Below are 26,113 nucleotides of genomic sequence, written 5' to 3' on the forward strand. Positions count from 1 at the left end.
CATGAACAACCGTGCAGTCCTGGAGGTGATCGCCCTCGACGCCGAGGACGCGGTCGCCGCCCAGTCCGGAGGTGCGGACCGGCTTGAGCTGGTCACCGACATGGCGGCGGACGGCCTGACCCCGTCCCGCGAAACCTTCGGACGGATCCGCGCGGCGGTGGACATCCCGCTGCGCGTGATGCTGCGGCTGGCGGACGGATTCCTCGCGGGGGACATCGACGCGTTGGTGCTGGCGGCGCGGGGGATGCTGGCGGAGGGGGCGGACGAGTTCGTGCTGGGCTTCCTCGATGAGTACGGGAATCCCGATCTCGTCGCGATCGAGCGGGTCGTGGCGGAGATCGAGGGGTGCCCGTGGACGTTCCACCGGGCGATCGACCGGGCGGCGGACCGCGATGAGTTGCGCAAGCGGCTCGCGGAGCTGCCCGGGCTGGACACGTACCTGACCGCTGGTGCGGCGGAGGGCGTTGACGCGGGGATGCCGGTGCTGCTTGCGGAGGCGGCGGCGGGGCGGCGAGGTACGCCGGGCTATCAGCCGCAGCTCCTGGTGGGCGGTGGCTTGCGCCTCGATCACCTTCCGGCTCTGCGGGCCGCGGGGATCGATGCGTTTCACATCGGGGGTGCGGCTCGGCCGGGTGGGTGGGCGGAGCCGGTGTCGGCGGACGCGGTGCGGGAGTGGCGGGCGGTGCTGGACGGGTAGGCGGTGCGGGTGCGGGTGCGGGCCGGGGCGGTGCGTTGCCGCTGCGCGGGGCTTTCCCCGACCCGCCCCTTCCCGCTGTGACACTTTGCGGCTCCGCCGCGTGAGGGGCTCCGCCCCAGACCCCGCTCCTCAAACGCCGGAGGGGCTGGATGGTGCGGCCGAATCAGCCCCTCCGGGGGCTGGGCGCTTCGCGCCTAGCCCAACGCCGGCGGCAGCGGCGCTGCGTGTACGACGGTCAGGCCCGACACCGCTCGCGTCAGCGCCACGTACAGACGACGCAACCCGGTCCGCTCATCCGGCTCGCCCGACACCACCGCCGCCGGCTCGTCCAGCACCACGTAGTCGTACTCCAGACCCTTCGCCAGCGACGCCGGCACCAGGGTCAGCCGGGACTCCGCCGTCGTCTCCTCTCCGGGGGAGAGATACGCGTGGCCCGCCGCCGTGAGTGCCGCAGCCAGTTCCGGGACGCGCGCGTCCGCCGCGATCAGGCCCGTCGAGCCCTCGTGACGCAGCGCCTCGGCGCACGCCGACACCACCGCCTCCGTCAAGGCGGTGGCCGCGTCCACCCGGCGTACCGCCAGTGCCCCCGCGCTCTCCCGTACGGATGAGACCGGCGCCAGCCCCGGCGAGATCGACGGCAACAACCGCGACGCGTACGCGATCACGTCGCGCGGCACGCGGAAACCCGCCGTCAGTTCCTCGACCGCCGCCTCCGGCTTGCCCAGGTGCCGCAGCGCCTCCGCCCAGCTCGCCGTCGCCCACGGCGTCGTCCCCTGCGCCAGGTCGCCCAGTACCGTCGCCGAGCCCGTCGTGCAGCGGCGCCCCACCGCCCGGTACTGCATCGGCGACAGGTCCTGCGCCTCGTCGAGTACGACGTGGCCGAGCGAGTGCGTACGGGCGATCAGATCCGCCGCCTCGTCCAGCAGCACCACATCCGCCGCCGACCACTTCGCGGACTTCACCGACCGCGCCGGCTTCGCCCACAGGATCCGCTTCTGCTCCTCCTCCGACAGCAGCCCCTCCGCGTGCTCCGCCAGGAAATCCGCGTCCGACAGCAGCCGCAGCACCAGCTTCGCCGGGTCCACCGCCGGCCAGACCGCCTTGACGGCCGCCTTCACCGCCGGGTTACGGGCCACCGCGTCCTGCACCCGGTCGTCGGGCGCCTCGCCCGCCTCCTCCATGCGCACCAGCACCGCGTGCGCGATGCGCTGCGGGAGCGCGTCGTGGGCGGCCCCGTAGCGGATGTCGCGGGCCAGCAACTCGCCGACGATCTCTTCGACTTCGTACGCCGGGATCCGCCAGCGGCGCGAGCCGCGCACCACCACGACGGGCTCGGCCGGGACGGTGACGTGCGAGCGCAGTGCGCGCCGCAGGACCTCCGCCATTCTCGCGTCGCCCTTGATCACGGCGGTGTCGGCCTCGTCCGTGCCGCGCACCGTACCGTGCACCGCGACCAGGTCGTCGACCGTCGCCTGCTTGACCTCCAGCTCGCCCAGCGCGGGCAGGACCTGCTCGATGTAGTGGAGGAAGGACTTGTTCGGGCCGATGACCAGCGTGCCGGTCCTGGCCAGCCGGTCGCGGTGTGCGTAGAGGAGGTACGCGACGCGGTGCAGGCCCACCGCCGTCTTTCCGGTTCCCGGGCCGCCCTGCACGCAGACGCTGCCGGACAGGCCCGACCGTACGATCTCGTCCTGCTCGGGCTGGATCGTCGCCACGATGTCCCGCATCGGGCCCACGCGCGGGCGCTCGATCTCCGCCTGGAGCAGCTTGCTGGTGTGCGGTGAGATTTCCGTCGGGTCGGAGAGGTGTTCGTCCTCGTACGCCGTGAGCTCGCCGCCCGTGTAGCCGAAGCGGCGCCGCAGGCCGACGTCCAGCGGGTCCTTCTTGGACGCGCGGTAGAAGGGCTGGGAGACGGGCGCGCGCCAGTCGATGACCATCGGGTCGCCGTCGGTGTCGTGGACGTGCCGCCGGCCGATGTAGAAGCGCTCACCCTCCGCGCCCTCGGCGCGGTCCGCGCCGACCACATGGAGGTAGTCGAGGCGTCCGAAGAAGAGCGGGGTGTGGGAGAGGTCGGCCAGCGACTTGATGCGTTCCTCGATCTGGGCCCCGAGGACGGCGGCGTTGACCCAGTTCGCGGTCACATCGCGGATGTCGAGGGCCTGTGCGTCCTCACGCATGGCGCGCAGCGCGGAGCGCGAGGCAGCGAGGTGGGCGCGCTCGCGGCCCAAGGGGTCGGGGTCAAGGGAATGGCTGGGGTCGGGCGCGGGCACGGTGTTGCCTCCGGAGGGGATCACGGCGTGGACCGGCCGGTTTCCGTCCGGGCGGCGGCGCTCCACGGAGGGAGGCGGGAAGACGGGGGAGTGTAGTCGGGGGATCGGATTCGGGCGAATGGTTTTTTGGAAACCCGTAGGTGGACTGAGGGTTGGGGTCACTCCCCGGGAGGAGGCGGGCGGCGGGGAGTTCAGCCCGCAGGCCGTTGTGCATGAAATGCCCGAAATTCATCATGGGCATATGACTTCAGCCACCTTCATGTCAGGTCCGTCAGCCCGCCGTAACCGCCCCGCAGGTGGTGCCACCGCGATAGGCGCCGCCCACCCCAGCCACCGGATCGGCGAAGCTCTGCGGGCCGTCAAGGTCTTCGTCGGCGCCGCGTTCAGGGTCGCCGTGCTCGGTGAGTACGCGCAGGAGGCGGGCGTATCACGCCACCGCCACTGAGCGTTCACGCGTGGCTCGGCAGGTCCACCCGCTGATCCACTAGGGTCGCGGCCGTGGATACCCGGAGTGTGACCCCTCGTACGCCGGCCGTTCCGGCCCCCCGGACGCAGGCCGAGACCGCGCCCGCCAAAACTCTTCGCATCGGAGCGCGCCGCGTCGGGATCGTGCCGATCGTGCCCGCCGGCATTCTGCTCGCCGTGTCGATGGCCGCGCTCGCCGGGCTCTGCGTACTCCTGAAGATCCAGATGGTCGACACCCTCGTCTACCGGGCGGAAGGCGAGGCCGTCGCGAACGGCACCGACCTGTACGGATTCACCGTCACCCAGTGGAAACTGCCCGCCACCTACCCGCCGTTCGCCGCGATCCTCTTCGTACCGACGACCTGGCTGCCCGTCGCCGCACTCAAGATCGCCTTCGGCCTCGGCAACGCCGCGCTCCTCGCGCTGCTCGTGCATCTCTCCTGCCGGTTCGCCCGGCTCCCGGCCAAGCCCGCGCTCATCCTGGCGGCCACCGCCGTCGGGCTGTGGCTGGAGCCGGTCTTCCAGACGATCCTTTTCGGACAGATCAACCTCGCCCTCGTCTGCCTCGTCCTGTGGGACCTGTCCCGCAAGGACGACGCCATCGGCAAGGGCTTCGCGCTCGGAATCGCGGCGGGCGTCAAGCTCACGCCCGCGATCTTCATCGTCTATCTGCTGATTACCGGCCGCGTGCGGGCCGGGCTCACCGCTCTCGCGTCACTGACCGGCACGGTGCTGCTCGGCGCGCTCGTGCTGCCGCACGCGAGCGTCGACTTCTGGACCCGCCGGCTCTTCGAGACCGGGCGGGTCGGCCGGGTGTGGATCGTCGACAACCAGTCGCTGCAGGGCATGTTCGCCCGCGTCCTGCACACCCCCGAGCCCGGCGCGGTGTGGATGGTGGCGGCGGTGCTTGCCGCGGTGGGCGGACTGTGGGCGGCGCGACGGGCTGCGGTAGGGGCGGGGGCGTGGGCCGGGCGCGAAACGTGGGGCGTACTGGCCACCGCCGGGACGGCGCTGCTGGTGTCGCCGATCAGCTGGTCCCACCACTGGGTGTGGTGCGTGCCGCTGATCGCGGTACTCGTCGCGGAGCGGCGGGTACGGATGGCTTGGGCGGTGGGGCTGCTCTTCATGGCGCGAAGCCTGTGGATCGTGCCGCACGACGGCCCCCAGGACCTGCACATCCCCTGGTGGCAGCAGCCCTTCGCCTCCCCCTACCCCCTGCTCACCCTCGCCCTGCTGGTGTACGCGGCCCGGCGGCCGAGCCCGGCTCCTGCGGCACTGGCGGCGGCAGTTCCGGCGTCGCGCACAGAGCGGGAGACAGCCCCGCGGACCCGACCCTCCGGGACCGGTACCAGCGACGACTGATCCCTTCCGAGGAGGGAGGAGCCTTCAGCTGCCGGCCAGCAGGATGTCCGTGTGCAGGGGCGGCAGGGGGTTATGCCGTGCCGTCCTCTGCCATCAGTTCGTCCGCGTCCACGATCCGGTACGCGTAACCCTGTTCGGCCAGGAACCGCTGGCGGTGGGCCGCGAAGTCCTGGTCGATCGTGTCGCGCGCGACCACCGAGTAGAAGTGCGCCTGGTGGCCGTCCGCCTTCGGGCGGAGCACCCGGCCGAGGCGCTGCGCCTCCTCCTGGCGGGAGCCGAACGTACCGGACACCTGGATGGCTACCGTCGCCTCGGGCAGGTCGATCGAGAAGTTCGCGACCTTTGAGACGACGAGGACGCTGATCTCGCCCTGGCGGAACGCCTCGAAGAGCTTCTCGCGCTGCGTGTTCGACGTCTCGCCCTTGATGACCGGGGCGTCCAGGTGCTCGCCCAGCTCGTCGAGCTGGTCGATGTACTGGCCGATGACGAGGATCTGCTGGCCCGCGAACTTCCGTACCAGCGCCTCCGTCACCCTCCGCTTGGTCGCGGTCGTCGCGCAGAAGCGGTACTTCTCCTCCGTCTCGGCCGTCGCGTAGGCCAGCCGCTCGGTCTCGGTGAGGTTGACCCGTACCTCGACACAGTCGGCGGGCGCGATGTAGCCCTGCGCCTCGATCTCCTTCCACGGCGCGTCGAAACGCTTCGGACCGATGAGGGAGAAGACGTCCGACTCGCGGCCGTCCTCGCGCACGAGCGTCGCCGTCAGGCCGAGGCGACGCCGCGCCTGGAGGTCGGCCGTGAACTTGAAGACGGGCGCGGGTAGCAGGTGCACCTCGTCGTACACGATCAGGCCCCAGTCCCGGGAGTCGAAGAGCTCCAGGTGCGGGTAGATGCCCTTCCGCTTCGTCGTCAGGACCTGGTACGTCGCGATGGTGACCGGGCGGATCTCCTTGCGCGTACCGCTGTACTCGCCGATCTCGTCCTCGGTCAGCGACGTGCGCTTCACCAGCTCGTGCTTCCACTGACGGGCCGAGACGGTGTTCGTGACGAGGATGAGGGTGGTGGCTTTGGCTTGGGCCATCGCGCCCGCGCCGACGAGTGTCTTTCCCGCGCCGCAGGGGAGGACCACGACGCCGGAGCCGCCGTGCCAGAAGCCCTCGACGGCCTGCTTCTGGTACGGGCGCAGCGCCCAGCCGTCCTCCGCGAGGTCGATCGCGTGGGCCTCACCGTCGACGTAACCCGCGAGGTCCTCGGCCGGCCAGCCCAGCTTGAGCAGCGTCTGCTTGATCTGGCCGCGCTCGGAGGGGTGGACGGCGACCGTGTCCGCGTCGAGCCGGGCGCCGACCAGCGGCTGGACCTTCTTCGAGCGCAGGATCTCCTCCAGCACCGGGCGGTCCGTGGAGGTGAGGACGAGACCGTGCACGGGGTGCTTGGAGAGGGTCAGGCGGCCGTAGCGGGCCATCGTCTCGGCGACGTCGACGAGGAGCGCGTGCGGGACCGGGTAGCGGGAGAACTCGACGAGCGCGTCGACGACCTGCTCGGCGTCATGTCCGGCGGCCCGCGCGTTCCACAGGCCGAGCGGCGTCACCCGGTACGTGTGGATGTGCTCGGGGGCCCGCTCCAGCTCGGCGAAGGGCGCTATGGCGCGACGGCAGGCGTCGGCGCGCTCGTGGTCGACTTCGAGGAGGAGCGTCTTGTCGCTCTGGACGATGAGGGGTCCGTTCACGCGTGTTTCGGCCCTTTCTGCGGCAGCTCGGCCCGTACGGCCAAACGTCCAGTGTGCCGCATCGCCTGCGGTACGGGTCGGGAGTCGGGGTAGGTGGGTGTCCATGACAGCTGAAGCGGATGAAACGGATGCCGTGGAACATCGCCGATCCTGGGGGCGGGCGGTGCTGCGGGCGCTCGCGGTCGCCCTGGCCTTTGTCGGGCTCGTACTTTTCTCGGCCGTACTGGCGCGGCTGACGCTCGCGCCCTCGCACGCCTCGGAGGCCCTGGTCACGACCAATCTGCGGCCGGGCGCATCGCTGCGGCAGTACGCCGAGGACTACACCTTCCTCGCCGCGTGCAAGCAGATCGGCGGCAATCTGCTGCTGGGCATGCCGTTCGGGCTGCTGCTGCCGGTGCTCGTGCCGCGCTCACTGCGGATGCTGCGTGTGGTGGCGCTCACGGTGGTGGTGATGGTGCTGGTGGAGCTGGCGCAGGGGGCGATTGTCGAGGGGCGGGCATTCGACGTCGACGACGTGATCCTCAACACGACGGGTGCGCTCATCGGCTACTTCCTCCTCGGCCGGCGGATCGGGCGGGGGGTGCACGCCAGGCGGGGGCCCCATAGGGAGGGGGATATGGCGCCTTCCGGCAAGTGATGGACTGGCGCCGGCGGCGCGGTCAGCTCTTCAAGGTCGGTGCGGTGCTTCTTTGGCGGGGTCGAACGGCACGTCGGGGCCGGTCAGCCCGTTGAGGCGGTCCTTGACGAACCGGCTGCGCCACTTCGCGGCGGTCTCGTAGGAGATGCCGAGGCGGTCGGCCACGGTGTGCGGGGACACGGGGAGGTCGTCGTCGCCGGGGCGCGTGGAGGCCAGCACGATCTGCGCGCGCAGGGCGATGTCTTTGGCGGTTCTGGTGTCCTGGTGGGCGGCCTGGCGCCGTCGGACCCAGCTTTCGAGCGTCCTGCGCTCTTCGTCGGTGACATTGAGCGGTTCGAGCTGCGGTTCGGGACGCTTCATGCGCCCCACGGTACGGGGGTTTTCTGCGGGCAGGCCCCCGGACCCCGACCGCCCTCCGGGCGGTGTCCTCAATCGCCGGACGGGCTTGATTTTGCCGCGGCTTGATCATGCGACGCGCGGCCCGGGCGGTCACGTGCGTGCGGCCACACCCACCGTCCGGATCCGGCGTGCCCGGCAAATCCAGCCCGTCCGGCGTTTGAGGACCGGGGTCCGGGGCGGAGCCCCGTATGCGGCGGGCCGCCGAGTGGCTAAGGGCTGTCCGCCAGTTCTGCCACCCCGGTGATGCGGTGCAGTGGGTACGTGCGGACCTCGTCCGCCGTGTGGTCGTACGCCGTGACGAAGCCGCCCTCCACCCGCACCGGCGCGATCACGCGCTGGCTCGCCGCCCCGTCCGCGTTGACGTAGCCGATCCAGACGGCCGAGCCGGTGAGGGCCGCGGCCTGGACCGTGGCCAGGGTCTCGGCGGACGTGGTGCGCGGCAGCTCGCCCGGCGTGGTGCCCGGAGCAGCCGCCGCCGGGGCCTCCTTGCGTACCGCCGTGGACGCCATGTCGCCGGCCCGGATCGCCCGCAGCGCGGCCCCCAGCAGCGTGTCGTCCGGCGTCGGCGGGCCCTCCGGCACCGGGGCGGGCGCGGTGCGCGGGGGTGTGCGGTAGGCGTGGGCCCTGGTGATCAGTACGTCGCCGGCCGCCGACTCCGCCGCCGGCGCGAAGCCCATCCCCCGCAGGCCTTCGAGCAGCGTCGCGGGGTCGCTCTGCGCGGCCAGCACCGTGGGGGCGAGGCGTCGCAGCCCCAGCGGCTGCGACCGCTTGTCGGCGAGGATCTCGCCGAGCATCGCGTCGTCGTCGCACCGTACGTACGCGGAAGCGGCGCCGACCCTGAGGTGCCCGTGCTTCCTCGCCACGTCGTCGATGAGGTAGCTGAGCGGCTGCGGCACGGGCGTACGGCTGTGCTCGGCCAGGAAGGCGTGCAGGTCGGACGCCGCCCGCCCCGCGTCCAGCGCGCGCCGCACCGACGCCGGCGTGAAGCGGTACACGGTTGCCCCGCCCTTCGACTCCACATCCGCGAGTACGTCGAGCGTGTCGGCCAGCGGCCGTCGCAGCGGCCCCGGCGCGACGGCCGTGAGGTCGGCCTGCAGGAGTACGTGGTCGAGGGGCTCCGGGATGAGGGGAGCGAGAAGCGCGGCGGCCTCCGACCCGGCGTCGGCCGAAGGCTCCGGCAGCGCCCGGCCGTGGGAGGACAGCGCCCCGCGCCCCGTCATGCCCAGGAGTTCCGCCTCGGTGAGGGTCCACAGGGCGATACGGGACCGCAGGTCGCCCAGGGGTGTGGCGGCGCCCCCGCTCTCGCCGGACGCCCCCGACCCCCGCAGCGGCCGCTCCCATCGCAGCCGCGCCAGCAGTTGCTCCGGCGACGGCGCGGCGCCTTCCGGGAGTTCGGCCAGGAGGGCGAGGACCCTGCGGCGTACCTCCGGGGCCGCCGAGCGGTCCAGGTCCGGGCCGAGCGCCGCCAGGACGCGGCCCTTCGCGTCCTGGCCGCCGACCAGGCCGGCCGTGCGGGTGGCGCGCAGCCAGGCGGTGGCGAGGCGGGTCCACTGGTCCTGCGGCGGGAGGTCGAGCCATTCGTCGTACGCGGGCGTGGCGGCGTACCGCTCCGAAGCCTCGCCGTCGGAGGCCAGCAGCCCTGCCGCGTAGGCGAGTTCGACCCAGAAGGCAGCCGTGTGCTCGGGGACGTCGAGCGCGGCGGCCGTCCGCTTCAGATCGCGCACGCTCAGACCGCCGGAGCGCAGGACGGCCGGGCCGCCCTCGTTCCAGTCCTTGAGCAGCTCCTCGATGGTCGCCAGCGCCGTGTACGCCTGGCCGGCCGCCGTACCGTCCACAACCTGTGGACGGTATTCGTGCGCCGGTACGACGGCGGGCGGCACCGGCTCCACCGCCCGGTGCGCGCGTCCGCCGCGCAGATGCAACGCCGCCTCGCGCGGCAGCACGACCGTACGCAGACTCGTCGGCAGGAGAAGCCCGCGGTCGCGCAGCCACCGCACGGGCGGCGCCGGGTCCGGGGTCACCTCGCCGTACGGCGGACCCCACACCAGCCGCTCCAGCACCATCAGGGCCTCGGGCGGCGCGGTGTCGAGCAGTTCGGACATGCGGGTGCGGTCGTTGAAGAGCGCGGCGAGGGCCGTCACCGCCGACACCGGGTCGTGGGTCGGCGGCAGCCCGGCCGCAGCGAGGGTTTCCTGCCAGCGACCCGGCGACATCCCGGCGGTCGCCTCCGCGACGGTCGGGCCGAGGCCGGTGGGGGACGGGTGCGCGGGGGAGGGGGCGAGCAACTCGCGGGCGGTACGCACCAGGCGCAGCCGGTCGTCGGCGCCCCACAGCAGGGCCTGGTCCCGCAGGGTGGCGACGGCCGTCGGCAGCGCCGCCTCGATCGCCGGGTCGCCGTCGTCGCCGGTCATCAGCGCGCGCAGCGCCTCGTACGGAGCCGGATCGGGTGCCACCGCCAGCGCTTCGGCGGTCTGGAGCGTGAACCGGTCGAGCCGTTCCAGTGCGCGCACGACCGAAGCGCGCGTCGCCGCGCGGGTCGCGAGCTGCGACAAGTCGTTCGGCACGGGCGAGAGCAAGTCGGGCCGGGCACGCAGCAGCGCGGCCAGGGACGCGTCGCCGCGGGTGCGCAGGGCTTCCGCGAGCGTGCGTGGTGGCGTTGCGCCTGATCCTTCGGACACGTGCGCCTCCTGGTTGCGCTCGCCGGTCCCCATCCGCCCCACGGTAGCCGGTGTGGCGCTACCGTCGGTGCAGGCAGTTGGAGGTTGGAGGGTGAGGGGAAGGGGACGGGACCGGCCGTGGGGATCGAGAGCGATCAGCTCGTCTACGACTATCTGAGCCGGGTCGGCGACCTGGCTCAGCAGCACAAGCTGCCCTCGGCGACGCGGATGCGGCTGGTGGCCGGGCTGCGCGACGAGATCGACCGGCAGCGCTCCAAATTCGGTACGCCCGACTCCCCCGCTGCGGTACGCCGCATCCTGGGCCGGATCGGATCGCCGGCCGAGCTGGTGGCGGGGGTGGCTTCGGGCGGGGCGTTGCCCGAGCGGCCCGGGCCCGCGGCGGAGAAGGTCGTACTGCCGGGGCAGCGCGACACGTCGAAGGGGCGCGGCGGGCGCGGCCTGCGGATCCCGCGGCCCCGTGACCGTGACAGCGACCACCTGGAGCAGTCTGTCGGCCCTTCTCCGCCGCACCTCGCCGGATCGCACGAACTCGGGCCGCAGGGCAGCGAACCCGACTGGTGGCGCGTCGAACCCGGTCCGTTCGGGCTGGGCGTCTCCGTGCCGGGATTCACCGGTGGCGTGGAGATTCCCGAAATACTCAAGCCACCGCCGTCTGCGGCGGAGGAGGACGGCGAAGAGGCCGACGCCGGAGAAGAAGATGATCTGGTCGTCGAGGCGGAAGTACCCCCGCGACGCCGCCTGCTGCGCCTGCGACGTCGTACCGCCGCGCAGCCGGAAGCGGTACGCCCGCCGGCCAATCTTCTGCTCCTGCTCGCCGCCGCGCTGCTGGTCGTGGGCGCCGTCATCGGCAACTTGATTGCGCTGGGCGGCGGTTGGCTCCTCGCGTACGCATCGCAGCGCATCAGCCGCGCCCAGGCGAAGTGGGCGGTGCTCGGGCTGCCCGGCCTCGTTGCCGTGGGTGGCTTGGTGTGGCTGTGGGGCCGGACCGAGGGCCGGTGGGGCGAGCCGATCGCGCAGGGCGCGATGGGTGAGGCGATCTCGGGCGTGTGGCCCGTGGTCCTGCGGACGGCGGCCGTCGCCTCCGCGCTCTACCTGGTGTGGCGGGCGCGGAGGCGGTAGGAGCTTCTTACTTCGTGGTGAGGTGGCTCTGCATCTCGTCGAGGATTTTGCCGGCGGCTGTGTAGCCGATGCCCTGGATCCACAGCTCGTCCTCGACGCCGAAGACCTTGTCCGCCTTCGCGGCGGGCATGTTCTTCCACAGTCCGCTGTTCAGCGTCTGCGTCTGCTTGGCCTTCTTCGGGTCGCCGTACGTCGAGTGGAAGACGACGTCGGCGTCGTCGCCCGCGAGGTTGATCTTCTCGGGGCTCACGTCGTACGAGAAGCCGTCCTTCGCCTTGTCGGTGATGGCCGGGCGGCCCAGACCGACGTCGGCCAGGACGGTCGCGATGTAGTTCTGCTTGCCGTAGATGCGGATGTCCGCGCCTTCGATGAAGCGCACCACGTTCACGTTGGTCTTCGCGGCCTTGTCCTTGCCGCCGATCGCGTCGGTGACCTTCGCGGCGTGCTCGGTGTAGTCGGCGACTACCTGCTTTGCTTCGGCCTTTTTGCCGAGCGCGTCGGCGTGGACCTGGAAGTTCTCCCTCCAGGGGTAGCCGGTGTTCTCCGTCATCACGGTCGGCGCCAGCGCCTTGAGCTCGTCGTACAGGGCGCCGTGCCGCACCTTGCTCGTGAGGATCAGGTCGGGCTTGAGGGCGGCGACGGCCTCCAGGTTGGGGGTCATCATCTCGCCCACGTCCTTGATGCCCGCGACCTTGTCCTTGGGCAGGTAGCCCAGGAAGCCGGGCTCGGCGGTGGTGTGCGTCGCGCCGACCGGCTTCACGCCGAGCGTGATCGCTGAGTCGAGTTCGGCGGTGTCGAGGACTACTACGCGCTGGGGGTTGTTTTTGACCTTCACTTCGCCCACGGCGGTCTTCACCGTGTGGGTCTTGTCGCCGGCGGCCGCGTCGGAGGACGACGGCTTGCCCGCGTCGGAGGAGCCGCAGGCGGAGAGCGCGAGGGCGGCGGTCACGGCGAGGGAGGCGGCGGCGAGGCGGCGGCGGCTGCTGCTGGACGGTTCGGTCATGAGGTGGGTGCCTTTCGGGGTGGCCGGGGGGTGACGGGCGGAGCTGTGGCTTCGGGGTCGGTCCCGCGCTGCGGCGTCTCCTCGGGTGCCGAACCATCGGGCACCGCGTCTTCTTCGGGGTGGTCGCGTTCGACACCCTGCGGGGAGCGCCCCAGCACGTCCCCTCCTGCCACCTCGGTCCGCGAAACGGGGCTCCACGGTGCGCCGGGGATGACGAGGGGGGAGCCGGTCACCGGGTCCGGGATCACGACCGAGGTGAGGCCGAAGACCTCGCGTACCAGGCCGGCGGTGACGATGTCGGTGGGGTGGCCCTCGGCGACGATGCGGCCCTCCTTCATCGCGACCAGGTGGTCGGCGTACCTGGCCGCCTGGTTGAGGTCGTGGAGGACGGCGACGACCGTGCGGTTTCGGTCGTGGTTGAGCTGGCGTACCAGGTCGAGTACCTCGACTTGGTGGGAGATGTCCAGGTACGTCGTCGGCTCGTCCAGGAGGAGGAGGTCCGTTTCCTGGGCCAGTGCCATCGCGATCCATACGCGCTGGCGTTGTCCGCCGGAGAGCGCGTCCACGGGGCGGTCGGCGAGTGCGGTGACGTCCGTGCGCGCCATGGCGTCCGTCACTGCGCGTTCGTCTTCGTCGGACCACTGCTGCCACCAGTGCTGGTGGGGTTGGCGGCCGCGCGCGACCAGGTCGGCGACGGTGATGGCCTCGGGTGCGACGGGGGTCTGGGGGAGCAGGCCGATGGCTTGTGCGATCTTCTTGGTCGGAGTCTTCGCGAGCTCGGCGCCGTCGAGGAGCACCGCGCCGCTCTTCGGTTTCAGCAGTCGGCCGAGCGCGCGGAGGGTGGTGGATTTGCCGCACGCGTTCGGGCCGACGATTACGGTCACTTGGCCGTCGGGTACGGCCAGGTCGAGCTCGTGCACGACCGTACGGTCTTCGTAGGCGAGCGTCAGCTCGCGAGCGGTGAGCCTGCTCACGCCTTGCCTCCAGTGCGGCCTTTGATGATCAGCCAGATCAGGTACGGGGCGCCGACGGCTGCTGTCAGCACGCCCACCGGCAGTTCGGTGGGCGAGAGGAGCCGCCGGGCCAGCAGGTCCGCCAGTACGACGATCAGTGCGCCCATGAGCGCCGAGCACAGGAGCGGGATCTGCGCGGTGCGGGTCATGCGGCGGGCGATTTGCGGTGCGAGCAGGGCTACGAAGTCGACGGGGCCGGCGGTTCCGGTGGCCACGGAGGCGAGCACTACGCCGGTGAGGACCAGGCCGAGGCGTACCCGCCCCAGCCGTACGCCGAGCGCCGTCGCGGTGTCGTCGTCCATCGATACCGTGCGCTGGGCGCGGGCGGCCCAGAGGATGGCGGGCAGCAGTGCGAGGAGTGCCCAGGCCAAGGGGGCCGCTTCGTCCCAGCCGCGGCCGTTCAGGGAGCCGGTCATCCAGATCTGCGCCTGCTGGGCGACGAGGTAGTCGCCCTTGGTCAGGAAGAGGTGCGTGATGGAGCGCAGTGCGATCGCGAAGCCGATGCCGATCAGCACGAAACGGGTGGCGTGCAGGCCGCCGCGCCATGCGAAGGCGTAGACGAGGGCTGCGGCGAGGATGCCGCCGAGGACGGAGAGGTACGGGAGTACGGCGTACGACGTGATCCCGAACGTCATCGCGCCTACTGTGAGCGCGCTCGCGCCCTGGCTGATGCCGATGATGTCGGGGCTGGCGAGGGGATTGCGCGCGACGGTCTGGATCAGAGCCCCGGCCACGCCGAACGCGGCGCCGACCAGCAGGCCGACGGTCATGCGGGGCAGGCGCAGTGTGCCGACTACCAGTTCGTTCGCCGACGGCTGTCCGAAGAGCACCTTCAGCACCTCGGCGGGTGGGACGTAGCTCTCGCCGCTGCAGAGGTACGCGACGCAGGCGGCGGCCAGCGCGAGTGCGAGTCCCCCGGCTACGACGGCGGCCCGCCGGTGCAGCAGGAACCGCCCCTGCCCGACGCGGACGAGTGCGTACCCGGCGGGCCGCACGCCGACAACGGCGTTGCTCGTCACGCCGGCACCGCCTTTCGTCGTACGAGGGCGACCAGGAACGGCACGCCGATCAGCGCTGTCATCACGCCCGCCGGGACTTCGCTCGGCGGGAAGACGACGCGCCCGACGACGTCGGACACCAGGAGCATCACGGGGCCGATCAGCGCCGCCATCGGCAGCACCCACCGGTGGTCGCTGCCCACGACCGCCCGCGCGATGTGCGGGACCGCGAGCCCCACGAAGGCGATCGGGCCGGCCGCCGCGACGCCCGCGCCGGTCAGGATCGTCGCGCCGATGCCGCCGACGATCCGTACGGCTCCGACGTTCTGCCCGAGGCCCTTGGCGACGTCCTCGCCGAGCGCGAGTGCGTCCAGCCCGCGCGCCACGGCGAGTACGAGAACGACTCCCAGCAGGAGGAACGGCCAGATCTGGCCGACGACCTGCGCGTCACGCCCGGCCACGGACCCGACCTGCCAGAAGCGGAACTCGTCGAGCGCGGCTGCTCGGGTGGTCAGGACCGCCATCGTGACGGAGGCGAGAAGCGCGTTGATCGCGGCTCCGCCCAGCGCGAGTTTCACCGGCGTCGCGCCGCCGCGGCCGCTCGCCGCGATGGCGTACACCGCGACCGAGGCGAGCGCCGCGCCCACGAAGGCGAACCACACGTATCCCGAGAGCGAATGGATACCGGCGAAGGCGATCGCCAGGACCACGCCGACCGACGCCCCTTGGCTGATTCCGAGGATCCCGGGATCGGCGATCGGGTTACGGGTGATGCCCTGGAGGGCCGTCCCGGCGAGTGCGAGCGCGACGCCGACCATCAGGCCGATGAGCGTGCGCGGCACCCGCATGGTGCGTACGACTTCGGCCGCGTCGCTGTGGTTGTTGTGCAGCAGTACGTCGAAGACCTCGGACGGCGCGATGGAACGCGCCCCGACGGCGAGGCTGAGGAGGACGGACAGCAGGAGGGCGGCGACGGCGACGGCCGTCCAGCCGATGCGGCGGGTCACCAGCGCGCGTCTGGAGTGGCTGGTGGCGGCTCGCATCTGACCCATTCCGCGTCCGGAGGTTGGTAAGGCTTGGCTAAGTGTACGGGTGGGCTTCCATGCTCCCGCAGGCACAATGGCCTTCATGCCTACGCTCCCGCTGACGGTCGGCTTCGACCTCGACATGACGCTCATCGACTCCCGGCCCGGCATCAAGGCCGCCTACGAGGCGCTCGCCGCCGAGACCGGTGCGTACATCGACGCCGACCTGGCGATAACCCGGCTCGGGCCGCCGCTGGAACAGGAACTGGCGCACTGGTTCCCGGAGGGGCGTATCCAGGAAATGGGCGACCGCTACCGCGAGATCTATCCGACGTACGCGATCACGCCAACTCCCGCGCTGCCCGGCGCCCGCGAGGCGGTGGCCGCGGTACGGGCTGCGGGCGGCCGCGCCATCGTCGTCACGGCCAAGCACGAGCCGAACGCCAAGCTCCACCTCGCGCACCTCGGCATCGAGCCGGACGCGGTCATCGGCTGGCTGTGGGCGGAGGCCAAGGCGGAAGCGCTGCGCGAGTACGGCGCCTCGGTGTACGTCGGCGATCACGTGGGCGACGTGCGTGGCGCGCGGGCGGCGGAGGCCTTGTCCGTCGCCGTGCCGACGGGGCCGTGCAATGGGGCTGAGCTGCGGAAAGCCGGTGCGGACGTGGTCCTGGCGGACCTCACGGCCTTCCCCGCCTGGCTGGGTGCCTACTGCGCGGAACGTGCCTGACGGCGCTGCGCGGCGATCGACCTGAGCACTCCGGCGGCGGCGATCACGAAGCCGGCGCCCATGAGCATGCAGACGGCGTACGCGATCGGGGGGAAGGGCTCCGTGCCGAGGAAGAGCGGGGCCACAGTGACCAGTGTGGCCAGTGCGCCGACGAAGAAGACGATCGCGCCGGTACGTACCAGCCGGTCACCGGCGCCGGCCTCGGCCGATTGGGTTTCAGTCATCACCCGCTCAGGGTAGTTCCCTGCCCGGAGGAACCGCCCGGCGACGTCTTGTCACCAGCCCCTGGACCATTAGCCTTGGTGGTGGCGGGTCCTACGACCCGCTGTAGTGCTATCCAGAGCCGTTTTCACCGACAAGTACGAGGACGAGGACAGACGTGCCTACCGGCAAGGTCAAGTGGTTCAACAGTGAGAAGGGCTTCGGCTTTCTCTCCCGCGACGACGGCGGCGACGTCTTCGTTCACTCGTCGGTGCTCCCTGCCGGAGTCGACGCCCTGAAGCCCGGCCAACGTGTCGAATTCGGCGTTGTGGCGGGTCAGCGCGGCGACCAGGCGCTTTCGGTGACCGTCCTCGACCCGACCCCGTCCGTCGCTGCCGCGCAGCGCCGCAAGCCCGACGAACTTGCGTCGATCGTCCAGGACCTGACGACACTTCTGGAAAACATCACCCCGGCACTGGAACGCGGCCGCTATCCCGACAAGGCGGCAGGCGCGAAGATCGCCGGCCTGTTGCGAGCGGTGGCCGACCAGCTGGACGTGTAGCCCCGCTTTTTCGTCCTCGATCGCCGGACGGGCAGCAAATCCAGCCCGTCCGGCGTTTTGGGACCGGGGTCAGGGGCGGAGCCCCAGCCGCTACCCGAACGCCAGCGCGTCGTGCGGCAGGGGCGGGACCAGCCCCTCCGCCGCCGCACGCGTCAGCAGCCCCCGTACAGCCGCGTATCCATCGGCACCCAGATCCGCCGTGAAGTCGTTCACGTACAGCCCGATGTGCTGATCAGCCACCGCCGGATCCATCTCCTGCGCGTGCTCCAGCACATACGGCCGCGACACCAGCGGATCGTCCCAGGCCATCCGCACCGACTCCCGCGCCGCCTCCGCCAGCCCCCGCAGCCGCTCCGCGCCCAGCGAGCGCTTGGCGATGATCGCGCCCAGCGGGATCGGGAGGCCTGTCGTGTCCTCCCAGTGGCGGCCCATGTCGGCCAGCGAATGCAGCCCGTAGTCCGGGTAGGTGAAGCGCGCCTCGTGGATGACGAGCCCCGCGTCGACCTTGCCGTCGCGCACCGCCGGCATGATCTCGTGGAACGGCATGACGACGACCTCGCCGACCCCGCCCGGCACGACATCCGCCGCCCACAGCCGGAACAGCAGATACGCCGTCGAGCGCTCGCTCGGCACGGCGACCCGCTTCCCGGTGAGGTCGACCCCGGCCTCCCGCGTCAGGACCAGCGGCCCGCAGCCCCGCCCGAGCGCCCCGCCGCACGGCAGCAGCGCGTACTCCTCCAGGACCCACGGCAGCACGGCGTACGACACCTTCAGTACGTCGAACTCCCCGCGCTCGGCCATCCCGTTGGTGATGTCGATGTCCGCGAAGGTCACATCGAGCGCGGGCGCCCCCGGCACGCGGCCGTGCGCCCAGGCGTCGAAGACGAAGGTGTCGTTGGGGCAGGGCGAGTAGGCGATCTTCAGCGGCGCGTCAGTGGTCATCGTCTTCATCCCAACCTTCGAGTACGGGCACGATCTTCCCGAACGCCCCGGTGAGCGCCGCCAGCGCCTCCCCGATGCGCCAGGCGGCCCGGTCGCGGGGCCCCACGGCGTTCGACACCGCACGGATCTCCAGCACCGGCACACCGTGCTGGGCGGCGGCCTCGGCGACCCCGAAGCCCTCCATCGCCTCGACGGCGGCGTACGCGTGCCGGGCGCGCAGCTCGGTGGTGCGGGCGGCGGAGCCGGTCACGGTGGAGACGGTCAGCACGGTGCCGGTGACCGCTCCGGTCGCGTCGGCCACGGCCCGTACGAGAGCGGCGGGCGGCAGGTGTTCCACGGCGCCGAAGCCGAGAGCGGTGACCGGGAGATAGCCGTCGGGGGTCTCCGCGCCCAGATCGGCGGCGACGATTGCGTCGGCGACCACGAGCGAGCCGAGCGGCGCCACGGGGTCGAACCCCCCGCCGATACCCGCCGAGATCACCAGCCCGTACGGGCGAGTCGCGGCCGCCAGCGCCAGCGCGGTGGCCGTCCCGGCGGCAGCGGCGGCGGGGCCGACCCCGGCGGCGACGACATCGACGTCCCGCACATCGGGCCCGAACGCGCGCGTGACCGCGTCCCGCTCTGCGGGAACCGCGGTCACGACCAGTACACGCATCGTCAGGAGGTCTTCTCCAGCTTGAAGTGCCAGATGCCGGTGAGCTTCTTGCCCTTCGTCTCGACGACGCTGACCTGCGCCTCGTCGGGGCTCGGCGCGCCCGGCTGCTGCTGTTGCTGCTGGGCGAAGAAGGCGCTGCCCGGGATGGTCCGGTACGTCTTCTTGAACGGCTCCTGCTCGGCCTGCTGGCCGTTGATGAAGAGCGTCCAGCCCCTGTCGGCGATCTCGGGGTCGACGCCGAAGCGGACCTTGTCGTCCATGGAGACCTCGACGGTCTTCTCGGCCTTCTTGTTCAGGCAGCCCTGGAGCAGGGATTCCTTGATCGGATCGCCGTCGTTGTAGCACGAGGCCTCGGTGTTCACCGAGTTCGTGCCGACCGTCACGGTCGCGAGCGGCGTCGGCTTGTCGCAGGCGGACAGGACGAGGAGTCCGGCCGACACGGCACCGATCACGGTGGCGGTGCGGCGGGCCTTACCAGAGAGGAGCGCAACGGTCATGGGGCGAAGGCTATCGCCCGCCCGGCCTCACGCGACGCGGGGGTGCGGCGTGCCGCGCCGGGCCGCACTCAGGAGGCCCCGTACGGACAGGGCCGCACCCGTCGCGAGGAGGCCGGCCGCGACCGCCATGCCGAGGGAGCCGTTCAGCGGCAGGGCGATGCCGATGGCGCCGCCCACCACCCAGGCCATCTGGAGCAGCGTCTCCGACCGTGCGAACGCCGACGTACGTACCTCTTCGGGCACGTCCCGCTGGATCAGGGCATCCAGGGACAGCTTGGCCAGTGCCTGGCACAGGCCCGCCGTCGCGCCCAGCACCGCCACCATGAGCCCGCCGAAGAACAGGGCCGCGCAGGCGGCCACGCCCAGCGTGAGCAGCAGCACCGTCGCGATGATCACCTCGGGGCCGCGGGCCTTGAGCCAGGCGCCGATGGCCGTACCGCAGGCGTTGCCCACGCCGGCCGAGACGCCGACGATCGCGAGCGAGACGGCCGCGCTCTGTCCGGAGAGCGGATGCTCGCGGATCAGGAACGCCAGGAAGAAGATCAGGAAGCCGGAGAGCATGCGGTGCGCCGCGTTGGCCTGGAGGCCGTGCAATACGGAGGGGCCGACGGTCCGCAGGCCGGGGCGGCGCGGCGCTTCCCCGTGTCCGTGCAGGAGCGCGTGTTCCAGCAGCATGGCCTTCCGCTCGCCCTTCGCGGAGTCCACCTTGTGCGGCATCGTGAAGGCCAGGACCGTACCGGCGATGAACAGCGCGCACGCCCCGTACAGGGGCCACGCCGGACCGATCTGCTGCAGGCCCACGCCGATCGGCGCGGCCGCGCCCGTCGCGAGCAACCCGGCAAGGGTCACCCGCGAGTTCGCTTTCACGAGCGAGAAGCGGGGCGGGAGGAGGCGCGGGACAACGGCGCTCCGTACTACGCCGTACGCCTTCGAAGACACCAATACGCCCAGTGCCGCCGGATAGAGCTCCAGACCGCCCGTCGCCACCACGCCCGACATCGCGAGCGCGAGCAGCGCGCGGGCCAGCATCGCGCCGGCCATCGCTGCGCGGCGGCCGTGCGGGATCCGGTCCAGGAGCGGGCCGATCACGGGTGCGAGGAGGGTGAAGGGCGCCATGGTGACGGCGAGGTAGAGGGCGACGCGGCCCCGCGCCTCGTCCGTGGGGACGGAGAAGAAGACGGTGGAGGCGAGGGCGACCGTGACCATGACGTCGCCCGCGCCGTTGACGGCGTGCAGCTCGATCAGCTTGCCGAGGCCCGACTCGCCCGCGCCGTGCGCGTGCGTGGCACGGCGGATTCCCTTCGCCGTACCGGTGAAGGGCAGGTGGAGGGCGCGGCCGATCGCCCGGCCCTTCCTGCTCAGTGGACCGGATCCGTCGGACGACTTTGCGGCAGCCACTCCGCCATAGTGCCCCAAGCCTCCCCGGGTCGAACGGGAAACGTGGCGGACGGCGCAGGTGAACCACCACTCCGGGCATTCCGGACTCTCTCCGGCTCTCTCGCGGGCCTTCCCGTCTTAAAGACGGGCGTGCAGGTGGGCCGGGGGCGGCGGAGGGGGTAGCGTGCGTAGCGCGCCACCGGCGGTTGTCCTCGGCCGCGCGCCTCTCCGTCATCCCGCAGAATGGGTGGTGGAAAGTGCGCCCGAGACCGAGACGAGTCGGGCGAGGCGCGGACGTCGACGCGGCCCTTCGGTCCGCTCCGCCCGCAGCTCGCACCTCGTATCTCGTACCTCGTACGGGCATCCGTTGGCGCACCCGTGAGACGGCGTAGGAGAGAAGCGAGACCTGTGAGTGCTGCGACGACGCGAAGCCGAACCCCTGACCGCCTGTGCGCCGAGGCGGTAGACCTTGCCCGCGGGGCGGCCGAGGAGGCCGCCTTCCCCGGGGTGGTCGGCGAGCATGTCTCCCTCTTCGCGGAGGGTGACCGGGTAGTCACCCACCTCTTCGAATGCAAGGAACCCGGCTACCGGGGCTGGCGCTGGGCGGTGACGGTCACCCGCGCGTCGCGGGCCAAGCTGGTCACCCTCAACGAGACGGTGCTGCTGCCCGGGCCGGAGTCGCTGCTGGCGCCCGAGTGGGTGCCGTGGAGTGAGCGACTGCGCCCGGGGGACATGGGTCCTGGCGACCTGCTCCCCACCGAGGCGGAGGACCTGCGCCTGGAGCCCGGCTACACCGGCGAGGACGCGCCGCCGCCGGACTCGGCTGTCTCGGAGGAGATGGCGGAGCTCGTCGAGGCGGAGGACGCCGAGGTCATGAACGGGCCGCCGGCGAGATTGCCGCTGGTTCCTTCGCGGGGTTCGATCGCGGCGGTGGCCGAAGAGCTGGGGATGCGGCGGGCGCGTGTCCTGTCGCGGTACGGGCTGCACATCGCGGCGGACCGCTGGGACGAGGCGTACGGCGCGAAGACCCCCATGGCGCAGGCCGCGCCCGCCACATGTGTCTCGTGTGCCTTCCTCGTGCCCCTGGCGGGGTCGCTGCGGCAGGCGTTCGGTGTCTGCGCGAACGAGTTCTCGCCGGCGGACGGGCGGGTCGTTTCGCTCGCCTACGGCTGTGGCGGGCATTCGGAGGCGGCGGTCATGCCGAAGCCCCTGCGGCCTCCGCCGCCGGTGCTGGACTCGATGGCCACGGACGCGTTTCCGCTCCGCCCGGACCCGGAGGGCGGCTCGGTCCCGGCCACCCCGGACCCGACGGAAGACCTGGGCCACTCCTAGGCCCCCGGGCACCATCCAGCCCCTCCGGCGATTGAGTAGCTGGGTCTGGGGCGGAGCCCCTCACGCGGCGGAGGCGCAGAGTGTCACAGCGGGACGGGGCGGGTGGGGAAAAGCCCAGCGCAGCGACCCGAACGGCAGGTGGCCGTCGCGCACGCATCGGCGCGGGATACTTGCGCCCCGTAGACGCGGGTAGGCGTTAGCCGAGCCGTACCTCAGGACGAGCGGAGACAAGCGTGAGCGTCAGGGCCACCGACGAGGCCGACCCCTTCGGGACCGCGCGGCTGCGGCGCGGCGTGCTCGACGCGTGGAGCGCGAGCCCCGCCCGCTTCCGCGAGGACGCCAACGCCGAGGAGGACCTCGCCCTCGGCGGCTACCGCGACCGCCTCGTCGTCGAGCTCGCCCAGAACGCCGCCGACGCCGCCGCCCGCGCCGGCGTGACCGGCCGGCTCCGCCTCACCCTGCACGCGGCGTCCGGGGACGCCCCCGCGATCCTCGCCGCCGCCAACACCGGCGCCCCCCTCGACGCCGCCGGCGTCGAATCGCTCAGCACGCTGCGCGCATCCGCCAAGCGGGAAGAAAAAGTCGGCGCCGTCGGCCGCTTCGGTGTCGGTTTCGCCGCCGTTCTCGCCGTCAGCGACGAGCCCGCCGTCCTCGGCCGCCACGGCGGAGTCCGCTGGTCCCTGGCCGAGGCCAGGGAACTGGCCGTGGACGCCGCCCAGACCGCCCCCGGCCTCGGCGAAGAGCTGCGCCGCCGCGACGGCCACGTGCCCCTGCTGCGGCTCCCGCTCCCGGCGGAAGGCTCCGCCCCCGCCGGCTACGACACCGTCGTGGTCCTGCCCCTGCGCGACGGCGGCGCCGTAGACCTCGCCCAGCACCTCCTCGACGCCATCGACGACGCGCTGCTGCTCACGCTCCCCGGTCTCGCCGAGATCGTCGTCGAGACCCCGGACGGCGCCACCCGTACGCTCACGCGGGCCGAGCAGGACGCGTACGTACACATCGACGACACAGTGGGCACCACCACCCGCACCACCCGCTGGCGCACCGTCACCCGCTCCGGTGTCCTGCAGCCCGCTCTCCTCGCGGACCGGCCCGTCGAGGAGCGCCTGCGCCCCCACTGGGCCGTCACCTGGGCCGTCCCGGTGGACGACGAGGGCGCGCCGCAGCGGCCCACCACCGCGCCCGTCGTGCACGCCCCGACGCCGACCGACGAACCGCTCGGTGTACCCGCCCTCCTCATCGCGTCGCTGCCGCTCGACACCACCCGCCGCCACCCCGCGCCCGGCCCGCTCACCGACTTCCTCGTGCAGCGCGCCGCCGACGCGTACGCAGAACTGCTCGGCGACTGGGAGCCGGTGTCCACCGGGACGGTGGACCTCGTGCCCGGGCCGCTCGGCAAGGGCGAGCTGGACGGCGCCCTGCGCGCCGCCGTCATCGAGCGGCTGCCCCGCGTCGCCTTCCTCGCGCCGGCCGCGCCGTCCGAGGAGCTCACCGCGCTGCGCCCGTTCGAGGCGGAGGTCGTCGAGGGCGCGGGCGCCGACACCGTCCGCGTCATGGCGGAGGTGCTGCCGACCCTGCTGCCCGCCGGTCTTGAACGCCGCGCCGAGCTGCGCACCCTCGGCGTCGGCCGGCTCCCGCTCGGCGACGCCATCGAGCGCCTCGCGGGCGTCGAGCGCGAGCCGTCCTGGTGGCGGCGGCTGTACGAGTCCCTGGCGGGCGTCGACCCCGACCGCCTGTCCGGGCTGCCGGTTCCGCTGGCAAGCGGCCGTACGGTCATCGGTCCCCGCCAGGTGCTCCTGCCCCTGTCCAGTGACGCGGACGCCGCCGCCCCCGAGCAGCTCGCCCGCCTCGGCCTCAAGGTCGCCCACCCCGACGCCACCCACCCCCTCCTCGAAAAGCTCGGCGCGCTCCCCGCCACCCCCCGCGCCGTCCTGACCACCCCTCAGGTCCGGGCCGCCGTCGCCGCCTCCATGGACGAGGGCGGCCAGATCTGGGACGAGGACGCCCCCGACGCCGAGGAGCTGGCGGAAACCGTCCTGGCCCTCGTACGGGACGCCGACCTGTCGCCCGGCGACGAGCCCTGGCTCGGCGCCCTCGCCCTCCCCGACGAGGACGGCGAGCTCTCGCCCGCCGGTGAACTCGTCCTGCCCGGCAGCCCGTTCGCCCAGATCATGCGCGAGGGCGAACTGGCCCTGTGCGAGGCCGAGCTGGCCGACCGCTGGGGCGAGCAGCCGCTCACCGCCTGCGGTGTGCTGGCCACGTTCGCGCTCGTACGCACAACGGACATTGTTCTTGACCCGGATGAATTCGAGCCGCGCGACGGCGATTACGCCGAGCCCGACGACGCCGGGCTGCTCGACGCCGTGGACGTGTGGTGCGAGGACATCCTCGACCAGCTGCCGGAGACCTCCGTGCCGCCGGTGGCCACCGAGATCGTCGCCGTACGGGACCTGGACCTGGTCGACGACGACAAGTGGCCGCAGGCCCTCGCGCTGCTCGCGCAGCCGCCGCTGCGGGACGCGCTGACCCAGCCCGTGCGCGTACTGCTGCCGGACGGCACGACGCAGTCCGTACGCCCGTACACCGCGTGGTGGCTGCGCGACCACCCCGTGCTCGACGGCCGCCGTCCGGCAGGTCTGCGTTCGGCGGGCGGCGACCCGCTCCTCGAAGGGCTCTACACCTCTGCGAACGCGACCGGATTCGACGACGAGCAGGTGCTGAGGGCGCTCGGCGTACGGACGTCCGTCGCGGCGCTGCTGGGCGAGCCCGGCGGCGCCGCCGAGCTCCTCGGCCGCCTCGCGGACCCGGACCGTACGGTCACCGCACCCCAACTCCACGCGCTCTACGGCGCGCTGGCCGACCTCGACCCAGAGCAGGTCACCCTCCCCGACGAGCTGCGCGCGGTCGTGGACGGCGAGGTGCGGGTGGTCGACGCGGCGGACGCGGTGGTCGCGGACGCCCCCGACCTGTTGCCGCTCACCTCGGGGCTGCCGCTGCTGCCGGTGGCCCCGTCCAGGGCCGCCGACCTGGCGGAGCTGCTCCAGGTACGCCGCCTCAGCGAGTCGGCGGAGGCCGAGGTGACGTCCGAGGGTGTGGAGCACGAGGTTCCGGAAGCGGTACGGGACCTGCTCGGTGCCGGCACCCCGGCGACGTATATCGAACATGAAGAGCTTCTCGCGGGCGGCGTCGAGCTGGACTGGCGCCGCACGCCCGACGGAGTCGTCCACGCGGCGACCCTGGAGGGTGTGGCAGCGGGTCTTGCCTGGTCGGCGGGCCAGTGGCCGCGCCGATTCGAGGTGGCGGCACTGATCGAAGACCCGTCGCGGACGGAAGAATTGGCGCGGGACCGCTGGTTCGACTGATTTTATTGTTTACGAACTCTCCGCAGGCTCCCTACACTTCGTTCGACACTCCAGATCCCGCCGGGGGGAAAACACGGCGGGGTCGCATTCATGTGGGGACGTACATACATGCGCATTCGTGCCACTGTGGCCGCCGTTTCGGGCGCCCTGGCTCTGTCCGCCTTCGCTGTCCCGGTCGCTCAGGCCGAGGACTCCCCGAAGCCGGGCAGCCTGTCGGCCTTCGGCGGACAGGCTCCTGCCGACGAGATCGTCGGCGACACCACGATCTCCAACGTCGTCATCAACGGCGGCAAGGACATCGTTCTCGGCACCACGGCAGCGAAGACCATCACGGTCTCGCTGACGGCGACCGACCCGTCCGGCATTGAGGACGCGTACATCGACCTCTGGCACGGCGCGTCGGTCGACGACTCTGACGGCTGGCTCGTCCCGAACGAGGACGTCGCCACCTGCACGGCGTCCAGCGCCACGACGTCGACGTGCAAGCTCACGATCACGGTCGACCCGCAGCTCGACCTGTACAAGAACTCCCTCGCGGGCACTTGGAAGGTCACGGCCGCCGCCCTGGGCAAGGACGGCGACATGATGTGGAAGGACGCGTACAAGACGCACCGCGTCCAGCGCTTCTCGAAGCTCACGGCCAACGCCTCCCCGGAGCCGGTCGTGAAGGGCAAGACCATCACGATCACGGGCAAGCTCTCCCGCGCCAACTGGGAGACGTCCACCTACGCGGGCTACTCCGCCCAGCCGGTGAAGCTCCAGTTCCGTAAGGCCGGCACCACCACGTACACCACCGTCAAGACGGTGAACACGAACAGCACCGGCAACCTGTCGACGACCGTCACAGCGGCGTCCGACGGTTACTGGCGCTACTCGTTCGCGGGTACGTCCACCACCCCCGCGGTCTCCGCGGCCGGTGACTACCTCGACGTGCGCTAAGCACTGATCACGCAGCACTGATCACGCAGCACTGATCATGCAGCACTGAAACAAGCGGCGGCCGCCCCGGAGCCAGCTCGGCTCAAGGCGGCCGCCGTCTCGTGCTCGATCGAGCATTCCAAGATTCCGC

The 26,113-nt window shown here is 72.0% G+C and carries 23 protein-coding genes; 10 read left to right on the forward strand and 13 right to left on the reverse strand.

Annotation, left to right across the window (positions count from 1 at the left end; all coding sequences use genetic code 11):
- The first annotated feature begins 1 nt into the window (after position 1).
- Complete coding sequence (locus J7E89_RS21695; protein WP_214975999.1) at positions 2-697, forward strand: copper homeostasis protein CutC; 696 nt, start codon at positions 2-4, stop codon at positions 695-697.
- Between the two features lie 194 nt (positions 698-891).
- Here the strand turns inward: J7E89_RS21695 and J7E89_RS21700 are convergent, their stop codons facing one another.
- Positions 892-2,967 carry an ATP-binding domain-containing protein gene (locus J7E89_RS21700; protein ID WP_308315561.1) on the reverse strand — a complete coding sequence of 692 codons (2,076 nt, stop codon included), beginning with the start codon at positions 2,965-2,967 and terminating at the stop codon, positions 892-894.
- Positions 2,968-3,208: 241 nt separating this feature from the next.
- Between J7E89_RS21700 and J7E89_RS21705 the strand changes: the two genes are divergently transcribed.
- Entirely contained in the window at positions 3,209-3,412 is a 204-nt protein-coding gene (locus tag J7E89_RS21705) for a hypothetical protein (RefSeq protein ID WP_214976001.1), read from the forward strand.
- A gap of 203 nt (positions 3,413-3,615) precedes the next feature.
- Positions 3,616-4,794: a glycosyltransferase 87 family protein gene (locus tag J7E89_RS21710; RefSeq protein ID WP_214976110.1), complete on the forward strand. Its 1,179-nt coding sequence runs from the start codon at positions 3,616-3,618 to the stop codon at positions 4,792-4,794.
- A gap of 70 nt (positions 4,795-4,864) precedes the next feature.
- On the opposite strand, the gene J7E89_RS21715 is transcribed toward J7E89_RS21710, so the two are convergent.
- A complete protein-coding gene (locus J7E89_RS21715) occupies positions 4,865-6,517 on the reverse strand; it encodes a DNA repair helicase XPB (protein ID WP_214976002.1) in 1,653 nt (550 codons plus the stop codon).
- Between the two features lie 103 nt (positions 6,518-6,620).
- Here J7E89_RS21715 and J7E89_RS21720 point away from each other — a divergent pair, with 103 nt between their 5' ends.
- On the forward strand, positions 6,621-7,154 hold the full coding sequence (locus J7E89_RS21720; RefSeq protein WP_214976004.1) for a VanZ family protein: 534 nt from the start codon (positions 6,621-6,623) through the stop codon (positions 7,152-7,154).
- 30 nt (positions 7,155-7,184) lie between these two features.
- Here the strand turns inward: J7E89_RS21720 and J7E89_RS21725 are convergent, their stop codons facing one another.
- Both J7E89_RS21725 and J7E89_RS21730 read right to left on the reverse strand, forming a co-directional pair.
- The gene (locus tag J7E89_RS21725; RefSeq protein ID WP_214976006.1) at positions 7,185-7,514 is read right to left on the reverse strand and encodes a helix-turn-helix domain-containing protein; all 330 of its coding nucleotides are present in this window, start codon (positions 7,512-7,514) and stop codon (positions 7,185-7,187) included.
- 248 nt (positions 7,515-7,762) lie between these two features.
- Complete coding sequence (locus tag J7E89_RS21730; RefSeq protein WP_214976008.1) at positions 7,763-10,264, reverse strand: helicase C-terminal domain-containing protein; 2,502 nt, start codon at positions 10,262-10,264, stop codon at positions 7,763-7,765.
- Positions 10,265-10,348: 84 nt separating this feature from the next.
- Here J7E89_RS21730 and J7E89_RS21735 point away from each other — a divergent pair, with 84 nt between their 5' ends.
- Positions 10,349-11,350 carry a hypothetical protein gene (locus J7E89_RS21735; protein WP_214976010.1) on the forward strand — a complete coding sequence of 334 codons (1,002 nt, stop codon included), beginning with the start codon at positions 10,349-10,351 and terminating at the stop codon, positions 11,348-11,350.
- 7 nt (positions 11,351-11,357) lie between these two features.
- Here the strand turns inward: J7E89_RS21735 and J7E89_RS21740 are convergent, their stop codons facing one another.
- From J7E89_RS21740 to J7E89_RS21755, 4 genes are read right to left on the reverse strand one after another with little or no spacing between them, the layout of a single operon-like run.
- The gene (locus J7E89_RS21740) at positions 11,358-12,353 is read right to left on the reverse strand and encodes an ABC transporter substrate-binding protein (RefSeq protein WP_214976012.1); all 996 of its coding nucleotides are present in this window, start codon (positions 12,351-12,353) and stop codon (positions 11,358-11,360) included.
- Entirely contained in the window at positions 12,350-13,327 is a 978-nt protein-coding gene (locus tag J7E89_RS21745; protein WP_308315559.1) for an ABC transporter ATP-binding protein, read from the reverse strand. Before J7E89_RS21745 ends, J7E89_RS21740 begins: the two co-directional genes overlap by 4 nt.
- Entirely contained in the window at positions 13,324-14,385 is a 1,062-nt protein-coding gene (locus J7E89_RS21750; protein ID WP_214976014.1) for an iron chelate uptake ABC transporter family permease subunit, read from the reverse strand. The genes J7E89_RS21745 and J7E89_RS21750 overlap by 4 nt, the downstream gene beginning before the upstream one ends.
- A complete protein-coding gene (locus tag J7E89_RS21755; protein WP_214976111.1) occupies positions 14,382-15,407 on the reverse strand; it encodes an iron ABC transporter permease in 1,026 nt (341 codons plus the stop codon). The genes J7E89_RS21750 and J7E89_RS21755 overlap by 4 nt, the downstream gene beginning before the upstream one ends.
- Before the next feature lie 76 nt (positions 15,408-15,483).
- On the opposite strand from J7E89_RS21755, the gene J7E89_RS21760 reads away from it, so the two are divergent.
- Positions 15,484-16,116, forward strand: a complete 633-nt coding sequence (locus tag J7E89_RS21760) for an HAD family hydrolase (RefSeq protein WP_214976016.1) — start codon at positions 15,484-15,486, stop codon at positions 16,114-16,116.
- On the opposite strand, the gene J7E89_RS21765 is transcribed toward J7E89_RS21760, so the two are convergent.
- A complete protein-coding gene (locus J7E89_RS21765) occupies positions 16,095-16,340 on the reverse strand; it encodes a hypothetical protein (protein ID WP_214976018.1) in 246 nt (81 codons plus the stop codon). The genes J7E89_RS21760 and J7E89_RS21765 overlap by 22 nt on opposite strands.
- Before the next feature lie 155 nt (positions 16,341-16,495).
- Here J7E89_RS21765 and J7E89_RS41860 point away from each other — a divergent pair, with 155 nt between their 5' ends.
- Positions 16,496-16,879, forward strand: coding sequence for a cold-shock protein (locus J7E89_RS41860; RefSeq protein WP_214976020.1), 384 nt, complete (start codon positions 16,496-16,498; stop codon positions 16,877-16,879).
- Between the two features lie 90 nt (positions 16,880-16,969).
- On the opposite strand, the gene J7E89_RS21775 is transcribed toward J7E89_RS41860, so the two are convergent.
- Genes J7E89_RS21775 through J7E89_RS21790 form a run of 4 tightly spaced genes read right to left on the reverse strand, consistent with a single transcriptional unit; the run spans position 16,970 to position 20,371 of the window.
- The gene (locus J7E89_RS21775) at positions 16,970-17,821 is read right to left on the reverse strand and encodes a 1,4-dihydroxy-6-naphthoate synthase (protein WP_214976022.1); all 852 of its coding nucleotides are present in this window, start codon (positions 17,819-17,821) and stop codon (positions 16,970-16,972) included.
- On the reverse strand, positions 17,811-18,476 hold the full coding sequence (locus J7E89_RS21780) for a futalosine hydrolase (RefSeq protein ID WP_214976024.1): 666 nt from the start codon (positions 18,474-18,476) through the stop codon (positions 17,811-17,813). Before J7E89_RS21780 ends, J7E89_RS21775 begins: the two co-directional genes overlap by 11 nt.
- A 2-nt stretch (positions 18,477-18,478) precedes the next feature.
- Positions 18,479-18,973 carry a DUF2771 domain-containing protein gene (locus J7E89_RS21785; protein ID WP_214976026.1) on the reverse strand — a complete coding sequence of 165 codons (495 nt, stop codon included), beginning with the start codon at positions 18,971-18,973 and terminating at the stop codon, positions 18,479-18,481.
- 27 nt (positions 18,974-19,000) lie between these two features.
- Positions 19,001-20,371, reverse strand: coding sequence for an MFS transporter (locus J7E89_RS21790; RefSeq protein WP_214976028.1), 1,371 nt, complete (start codon positions 20,369-20,371; stop codon positions 19,001-19,003).
- A gap of 387 nt (positions 20,372-20,758) precedes the next feature.
- Between J7E89_RS21790 and J7E89_RS21795 the strand changes: the two genes are divergently transcribed.
- The 3 genes from J7E89_RS21795 to J7E89_RS21805 all read left to right on the forward strand — a co-directional run bounded on the left by J7E89_RS21795 (position 20,759) and on the right by J7E89_RS21805 (position 25,983).
- Positions 20,759-21,682 (forward strand): DUF3027 domain-containing protein, encoded by a 924-nt coding sequence (locus J7E89_RS21795; protein WP_214976029.1) that lies wholly within the window; start codon positions 20,759-20,761, stop codon positions 21,680-21,682.
- Positions 21,683-21,915: 233 nt separating this feature from the next.
- Positions 21,916-25,044 (forward strand): sacsin N-terminal ATP-binding-like domain-containing protein, encoded by a 3,129-nt coding sequence (locus tag J7E89_RS21800; RefSeq protein WP_214976031.1) that lies wholly within the window; start codon positions 21,916-21,918, stop codon positions 25,042-25,044.
- Between the two features lie 108 nt (positions 25,045-25,152).
- The gene (locus tag J7E89_RS21805) at positions 25,153-25,983 is read left to right on the forward strand and encodes a DUF5707 domain-containing protein (RefSeq protein WP_214976033.1); all 831 of its coding nucleotides are present in this window, start codon (positions 25,153-25,155) and stop codon (positions 25,981-25,983) included.
- The last annotated feature ends 130 nt before the right edge of the window (positions 25,984-26,113 follow it).

Origin of the sequence: Streptomyces sp. ISL-100 (assembly GCF_018614615.1) — a bacterium.
GTDB lineage: Bacteria > Actinomycetota > Actinomycetes > Streptomycetales > Streptomycetaceae > Streptomyces.

Coding starts and splice junctions, on each gene's coding strand:
- J7E89_RS21695 (WP_214975999.1), top strand. CDS start 2: ATGAACAACCGTGCAGTCCTGGAGGTGATCGCCCTCGACGCCGAGGAC.
- J7E89_RS21705 (WP_214976001.1), top strand. CDS start 3,209: ATGACTTCAGCCACCTTCATGTCAGGTCCGTCAGCCCGCCGTAACCGC.
- J7E89_RS21710 (WP_214976110.1), top strand. CDS start 3,616: ATGGCCGCGCTCGCCGGGCTCTGCGTACTCCTGAAGATCCAGATGGTC.
- J7E89_RS21720 (WP_214976004.1), top strand. CDS start 6,621: ATGACAGCTGAAGCGGATGAAACGGATGCCGTGGAACATCGCCGATCC.
- J7E89_RS21725 (WP_214976006.1), bottom strand. CDS start 7,514: ATGAAGCGTCCCGAACCGCAGCTCGAACCGCTCAATGTCACCGACGAA.
- J7E89_RS21730 (WP_214976008.1), bottom strand. CDS start 10,264: ATGGGGACCGGCGAGCGCAACCAGGAGGCGCACGTGTCCGAAGGATCA.
- J7E89_RS21740 (WP_214976012.1), bottom strand. CDS start 12,353: ATGACCGAACCGTCCAGCAGCAGCCGCCGCCGCCTCGCCGCCGCCTCC.
- J7E89_RS21755 (WP_214976111.1), bottom strand. CDS start 15,407: ATGCGAGCCGCCACCAGCCACTCCAGACGCGCGCTGGTGACCCGCCGC.
- J7E89_RS21760 (WP_214976016.1), top strand. CDS start 15,484: ATGGCCTTCATGCCTACGCTCCCGCTGACGGTCGGCTTCGACCTCGAC.
- J7E89_RS21765 (WP_214976018.1), bottom strand. CDS start 16,340: ATGACTGAAACCCAATCGGCCGAGGCCGGCGCCGGTGACCGGCTGGTA.
- J7E89_RS21775 (WP_214976022.1), bottom strand. CDS start 17,821: ATGACCACTGACGCGCCGCTGAAGATCGCCTACTCGCCCTGCCCCAAC.
- J7E89_RS21780 (WP_214976024.1), bottom strand. CDS start 18,476: ATGCGTGTACTGGTCGTGACCGCGGTTCCCGCAGAGCGGGACGCGGTC.
- J7E89_RS21785 (WP_214976026.1), bottom strand. CDS start 18,973: ATGACCGTTGCGCTCCTCTCTGGTAAGGCCCGCCGCACCGCCACCGTG.
- J7E89_RS21805 (WP_214976033.1), top strand. CDS start 25,153: ATGCGCATTCGTGCCACTGTGGCCGCCGTTTCGGGCGCCCTGGCTCTG.